The sequence below is a fragment of the Arthrobacter sp. Y3223164 genome (assembly GCF_059091005.1).
In genome coordinates, this window is the sequence record NZ_JBNHGF010000166.1 from 1 (window position 1) to 5,820 (window position 5,820).

The following is a 5,820-nucleotide window of genomic DNA, read 5'->3' on the forward strand; positions in this document are numbered from 1 at the left end:
GCCCGCTTCGGGGCCCAGTGCCGCCAGCCAGTCAGGCATCCAGTCCGCCATGGCGGCCACCTGCCCGGCGGTGCGCAGGTTGTAGGTCTGCTGCGGGTCGCGGCAGGAGACCTTGTCCATGTGGCCGGCCGCCAGCTTGTGCTCCAGATCCAGTGCCGCGTCCGCCTGCACCGGGTCGAAGCCGGCCAGTTGCAGCATCTTCCGGGCGTAGTCCCGGTAGGCCTCGCGGATGGGGCCGAAGTCGTCCTCGCGGTAGTACGCCTCGTCCGGCAGGCCCAGTCCCGCCTGGTACAGGTAGATCAGGTAGCGGGTGGGGTCGCCGGCGTCGTTGTTGACGAAGAACGCGAGCGGATACGCGGCGCCGCTGCGGCTGAAGGCCCCGATGGCCTCGCGCAGCCCGTCCCGGTCGGAAATCTTCGCGATCGCGGCGAACTGCTCCGCCAGCGGCGAGAAGCCCTTGGCCTCGGCCGTGTCGGTGTCCATGAAACCGGCGTAGAGGACGCCGATCTTACCCGCCGGGCTGGTGGGATCCGGGTGCGCGGCGGCGTCTTCGATGATGGCCCGCACGGATTCTTCGGATGCGTCGCGCAGGGCCGTGAAGGAGCCTTCCAGCGCCCGGTCGTCGGGTATGGCGGTCTCCGCCAGCCACTTCCCGTTCACGTGCCGGAAGAGGTCGTCCTGCGGGCGGACGGCCGGGTCGACGTTGGACAACACGATGCCGGAGCGGCTCATGTGCGCCTCATTTCTTCGTTGCTTTCATCTATTCCCTCACATCCTACGCACCGTGCTAGTGTGAAATTGTGCGCGCAGGAATGCTCCTTCTTAGCTGCCGCGGCGAGGCCACGCGAACTACTGTTTGACAGGCCGAACCCTCGCTGCGGAGTTTGTGTTGCCCGGCCAAAATTTTTCGATTAGCTCACATGAGAAAAGGCCACACACCAAAATGCGAAACGCACAAAAGTCCTCCGGAATGCCCATCCATAAGTACATTCCCTTCCAGGACCAGATCGCCGTAGAACTGCCCGACCGCACCTGGCCGGACAAAGTGATGACGAAGGCCCCGCGCTGGTGCGCCGTGGACCTGCGCGACGGGAACCAGGCGCTGATCGATCCGATGAGCCCCGAACGCAAGCACAAGATGTTCGACCTGCTGGTGAAAATGGGCTACAAGGAGATCGAAGTCGGTTTCCCGTCCGCATCGCAGACCGACTTCGACTTTGTCCGCCAGCTGATCGAAGGCGACCGGATCCCCGATGATGTGACCATCCAGGTCCTCACGCAGTCCCGCGAGCACCTGATCGAGCGCACCTACGAGTCCATCGCCGGCGCCGGCCGCGCCATCGTGCACCTGTACAACTCCACCTCCGTGCTGCAGCGGCGGGTGGTGTTCCGGGAAGACCAGGACGGCATCGTGGACATCGCCTTGCAGGGCGCCCGGCTGTGCCGGAAGTATGAAGAGGGCCTGAAGGGCACCGAGATCACCTACGAATACTCGCCCGAGTCCTACACCGGCACGGAACTGGAATTCGCGGCCCGCATTTGCAACGCCGTCACCGACGTCTTCGAGATCTCCGCCGACCGGAACGTCATCCTGAACCTGCCGGCCACGGTGGAGATGGCCACCCCGAATGTCTACGCCGATTCCATCGAGTGGATGTCGCGGAACCTGAACAACCGCGAGAACGTGATCCTCTCCCTGCACCCGCACAACGACCGCGGCACCGGGGTGGCGGCGGCGGAACTGGGCTACCTGGCCGGCGCCGACCGGATCGAGGGCTGCCTGTTCGGCAACGGCGAGCGGACCGGCAACGTGGACCTGGTGACGCTGGGGCTGAACCTGTTCAGCCAGGGCATCGACCCGATGATCGATTTCTCCAACATCGACGAAGTGCGCCGCACCGTCGAATACTGCAACCAGCTGCCGGTGCCCGAACGCTCCCCGTACGGCGGCGACCTGGTGTTCACCGCATTCTCCGGCTCCCACCAGGACGCCATCAAGAAGGGCTTCGAGGCCATGGAGGCCGACGCGGACGCCCAGGGCAAGACGGTGGACGAACTCGTCTGGGCGGTGCCCTACCTGCCGGTCGATCCGAAGGACCTGGGCCGCAGCTATGAAGCCGTGATCCGGGTGAACTCGCAGTCCGGCAAGGGCGGCGTGGCCTACCTGCTCAAGCACGAGCACAACCTGGACCTGCCGCGCCGCGCCCAGATCGAGTTCTCGGGCGTCATCCAGCGGCGCACGGACACCGTGGGCGGCGAGGTCAGCCCCGCGCAGCTGTGGGAGACCTTCACCGACGAGTACCTGCCGACCCCGGACAACCGGTGGGGCCACTACACCCTGGGATCCGTCAAGACCGACAGCGCCGATGACGGTTCCTTCCAGCTGACCGCCACCATGGGCGTGGACGGCGTCCAGAGCCGCCGCACGGCCGAAGGCAACGGCCCGATCGCCGCGCTGCTGGAAATTTTCCGGCAGGACGGCGTGGATGTGCGGGTACTGGACTACACCGAGCACGCGCTCTCCGAGGGCGGCAACGCCCGGGCCGCCGCCTACGTGGAGTGTGCCGTGGGCGACCGGGTGCTGTGGGGCATCGGCATTGACACGAACACCACCATGGCCTCCCTGAAAGCCGTCGTGTCCGCGGTGAACCGCGCCATCCGCGACGAAGGCGCCAAGGCCGCCGGCTCGCTCTAGGGAACCGTCCAGCGGGCTTCCCTGCCGTGCCGCGGCGGGGGAGCCCGCTTTAGTGGGAGAATGGGACGGTGTCCAACAGATCCTTCGCCTCCCGCACGTACCGGGACCAGGGCGTCATCCTGCGGACCCACAAACTCGGCGAGGCCGACCGGATCATCACGCTGCTCACCAGGCAGCACGGCCAGATCCGGGCGGTTGCCAAAGGCGTGCGCCGCACCAGCAGCAAGTTCGGCGCGGTGCTGGAACCCTTCATGGTCGCGGACCTGCAGCTGGTCTCCGGCCGGAGCCTGGACATCGTTACGCAGGCCCAGATGGTCGGGCCGTACGGGCGGGACATCGCCGCCGACTACACCAAGTACACCTCCGCCGCCGCCATCTGCGAGACGGCGGAAAAACTCACCGACGTCGACGGCGAATCGGCAGGAGCGCAGTACGGGCTGGTCATCGGCGCGCTCTCGGCGCTCAGCCGCAGCGTGCACGCGCCCGAGCTGATCCTGGATTCCTACCTGCTGCGGGCGCTTGCGACGGCGGGCTGGGCCCCGAGCTTCGACCAGTGTGCCCGGTGCGGCGCCCAGGGGCCGCATACCGCCTTTGCCGCTCCGCTGGGCGGCGCGGTATGCCACGACTGCCGTCCGCCCGGGTCGGCCTCGCCCGCACCGGAAACGATGCAGCTGCTCGCCGCCCTGCTCTCCGGAGACTGGCCGGCAGCGGACGCCTCCGCCGCCGGCCCGCGCCGTGAGGCCGCCGGCCTAGTGGCCAGTTACCTGCAGTGGCACCTTGAACGAACCCTGAAATCCCTCAAGCATGTGGAGCGAGTGTGACCCCGATTTCCCGGCAACCGCAGCAGCCATGGCCGCATCCCTCCGGCGCCAAACCGCCCGCCCTGCCTCCGGCGCTGGTCCCGGAACACGTGGCCATCGTGATGGACGGCAACGGCCGCTGGGCGAACCAGCGCGGGCTGCCGCGGACCGAGGGGCACCGCGCCGGGGAAGCGGCCCTGCTGGACGTGATGGCCGGCGCGATCGAAATCGGGGTCAAACACGTCAGCGTGTATGCCTTTTCCACCGAGAACTGGAAGCGGTCCCCGGAAGAGGTCCGCTTCCTGATGGGCTTTAGCCGGGATGTGCTGCGCCGCCAGCGCGACCAGCTCGACGATTGGGGGGTGCGGATCCGCTGGTCCGGCCGCCGGCCCCGGTTGTGGAAGTCGGTGGTCAACGAACTGGAGGTCGCCGAGCGACAGACGGCCGGAAACTCCACCTGCACCCTGACCATGTGCGTGAACTACGGCGGGAGGGCGGAAATTGCCGATGCCGCCGCCGCCATCGCCGCCGACGTTGCGGCCGGACGGCTGCGGGCGTCGTCGGTCTCGGAAAAGACCGTGCAGCGCTACCTCGACGAGCCGGACCTGCCGGACGTCGACCTGTTCCTGCGGACGTCGGGGGAGCAGCGTTTCTCCAACTTCATGCTGTGGCAGTCCGCGTATGCGGAGATGGTGTTCATGGATACCCTCTGGCCCGATGTGGACCGCCGCACCCTTTGGGAAGCCATCGACATTTACGCCCGCCGCGACCGGCGGTACGGGGGAGCGGTGGACGCCGCCGCGGCCGGCGGGGCCTAGCCGGTTGCAACCGCGGCGGCCGTACTACCGCTGCTGGGTGTCCGTAAGGTCCTCGGTCCGGTCGTCCTGCAACACGTAGGCCTGCGCCCAGCGCTGCAGCCGGGCATAGGCGTCCCGCCGCACGTCGGTGCGGGAGAGGAACACGTCGTGCAGGGCGTCATGCACCTGCTCGATGGAGACGCTGTATCCCAGCCGGACCGCCCGCTCGGTCATGGTGCGGATGTCCAGCACCACGTCGGTGCTCCTCATGTCCTCGTGCCAGACCGAGCCGTTCATGCTGCGCGTCGAAGACATCACCAGCACCGGGATCTCGAGCTTCAGCCCCTTCGCGACCTTCGACTGTCCCTCCCAGATGGCGCTGAGCCAACCGGCGCGCACGGGGAAGGACTCCGGCGGCCGCAGCCTGGGGTCCAGATCCCATTCGCCCTCGGCGGTGCGGCTGATGCTGCGGTAGTAGAAGCCCCGGACCGGCAGTTTGATCTCGGTTTCCGGCTTGAGCCGGGACAAGGGGTCCAGCACCGCGCCGGCGGCTCGCCGGACCAGGGAGCTGCCGTGCATTTCCAGCCAGGGACTGTTCAGGACCAGGGCGCGCAGCTCGCCCGGGTGTTCCGCCGCCCACAGGGCCGCCACCAGCCCTCCGGTGGAGTGTCCCATCAGTGTGATCTTCGTCTCCGACTGGCCGCGTTCCTCACGGATCAGATCGAGCGCCAGCGAAATCTCGTCCTCGTACTGGCGCAGGTCCGTCACGAAGCCCGCCGGATCCCCCTCCCGCAGGCTGCGTCCGTGATGGTGCAGGTCCAGCGCAAAGAACGCCACGCCTTGGCGGTGCCAGAACTCCGCCAGTTCCGTGTTGAAGAAATAGTCGCTCCAACCGTGCACATACAGGACGGCGTGCCCGCCGGGGGAGCGCTGCGGGGAGTGCGGCAGGTAGCGGATCAGCGTCGCCCGCTGCTCCCGCCCGCCGGGGGCCGGCACTTGCAGGACCGTGGACTCGAACTCCGGGCCGAGGATGTCTTCTTGCCAGTCGGCTGCCGTCGCCACGTGGTCCTTCCTCTCTGTCCGGTTGCTGCCCCCATGTTATCGCCGGGTGGACACGGTTTGGTGCGGCGGCCTCCGCACGGAAAACTAGGACCATGCGCCTCTACCCCGCCTTCTTCCGCGCCGCGTTCTCCTGGATGGACGCCGAGCGTGCCCACCGAATCGGTTTCCAGCTCATCCGTGCCGCGCACCGGTGCGGGGCAGGGGCAGTGCTGCGCCGCGTCACGCGCCCGGATCCGTCCCTGGCCACCGCGGCGCTGGGCCTGACCTTCCCCTCGCCGTTCGGCCTGGCCGCGGGCTTCGACAAGGAAGGTTTCGGCATCGAGGCGCTGGCCGACCTGGGTTTCGGCGCGGTGGAGGTCGGCACCATCACCGGGAGCGCGCAGCCGGGCAACGCGCAGCCCCGGCTGTTCCGGCTGGTCGAGGACCGCGCCGTGATCAACCGGATGGGCTTCAATAACGACGGCGC

At 67.9% G+C, this 5,820-nt stretch carries 6 protein-coding genes; 4 read left to right on the plus strand and 2 right to left on the minus strand.

All coding sequences use genetic code 11. The annotated features are described in order from the left end of the window. Positions 1-732, minus strand: a 732-nt coding sequence (locus AC5RUJ_RS09675) for a M13 family metallopeptidase (RefSeq protein ID WP_494155802.1), incomplete at its 3' end; no start/stop codon positions are given. A gap of 211 nt (positions 733-943) precedes the next feature. Here AC5RUJ_RS09675 and leuA point away from each other — a divergent pair. The 3 genes from leuA to AC5RUJ_RS09690 all read left to right on the plus strand — a co-directional run bounded on the left by leuA (position 944) and on the right by AC5RUJ_RS09690 (position 4,313). Then, a complete protein-coding gene (gene leuA / locus AC5RUJ_RS09680) occupies positions 944-2,695 on the plus strand; it encodes a 2-isopropylmalate synthase (protein WP_494023060.1) in 1,752 nt (583 codons plus the stop codon). Between the two features lie 68 nt (positions 2,696-2,763). Then, on the plus strand, positions 2,764-3,516 hold the full coding sequence (gene recO, locus AC5RUJ_RS09685) for a DNA repair protein RecO (protein ID WP_494023061.1): 753 nt from the start codon (positions 2,764-2,766) through the stop codon (positions 3,514-3,516). Beyond that, a complete protein-coding gene (locus AC5RUJ_RS09690) occupies positions 3,513-4,313 on the plus strand; it encodes an isoprenyl transferase (protein WP_494025930.1) in 801 nt (266 codons plus the stop codon). The genes recO and AC5RUJ_RS09690 overlap by 4 nt, the downstream gene beginning before the upstream one ends. A 24-nt stretch (positions 4,314-4,337) precedes the next feature. Here the strand turns inward: AC5RUJ_RS09690 and AC5RUJ_RS09695 are convergent, their stop codons facing one another. Beyond that, positions 4,338-5,354: an alpha/beta hydrolase gene (locus tag AC5RUJ_RS09695; protein WP_494074479.1), complete on the minus strand. Its 1,017-nt coding sequence runs from the start codon at positions 5,352-5,354 to the stop codon at positions 4,338-4,340. Positions 5,355-5,446: 92 nt separating this feature from the next. Between AC5RUJ_RS09695 and AC5RUJ_RS09700 the strand changes: the two genes are divergently transcribed. Beyond that, positions 5,447-5,820: dihydroorotate dehydrogenase (locus AC5RUJ_RS09700; protein ID WP_494155803.1), on the plus strand; the 374-nt coding region annotated here is incomplete at its 3' end.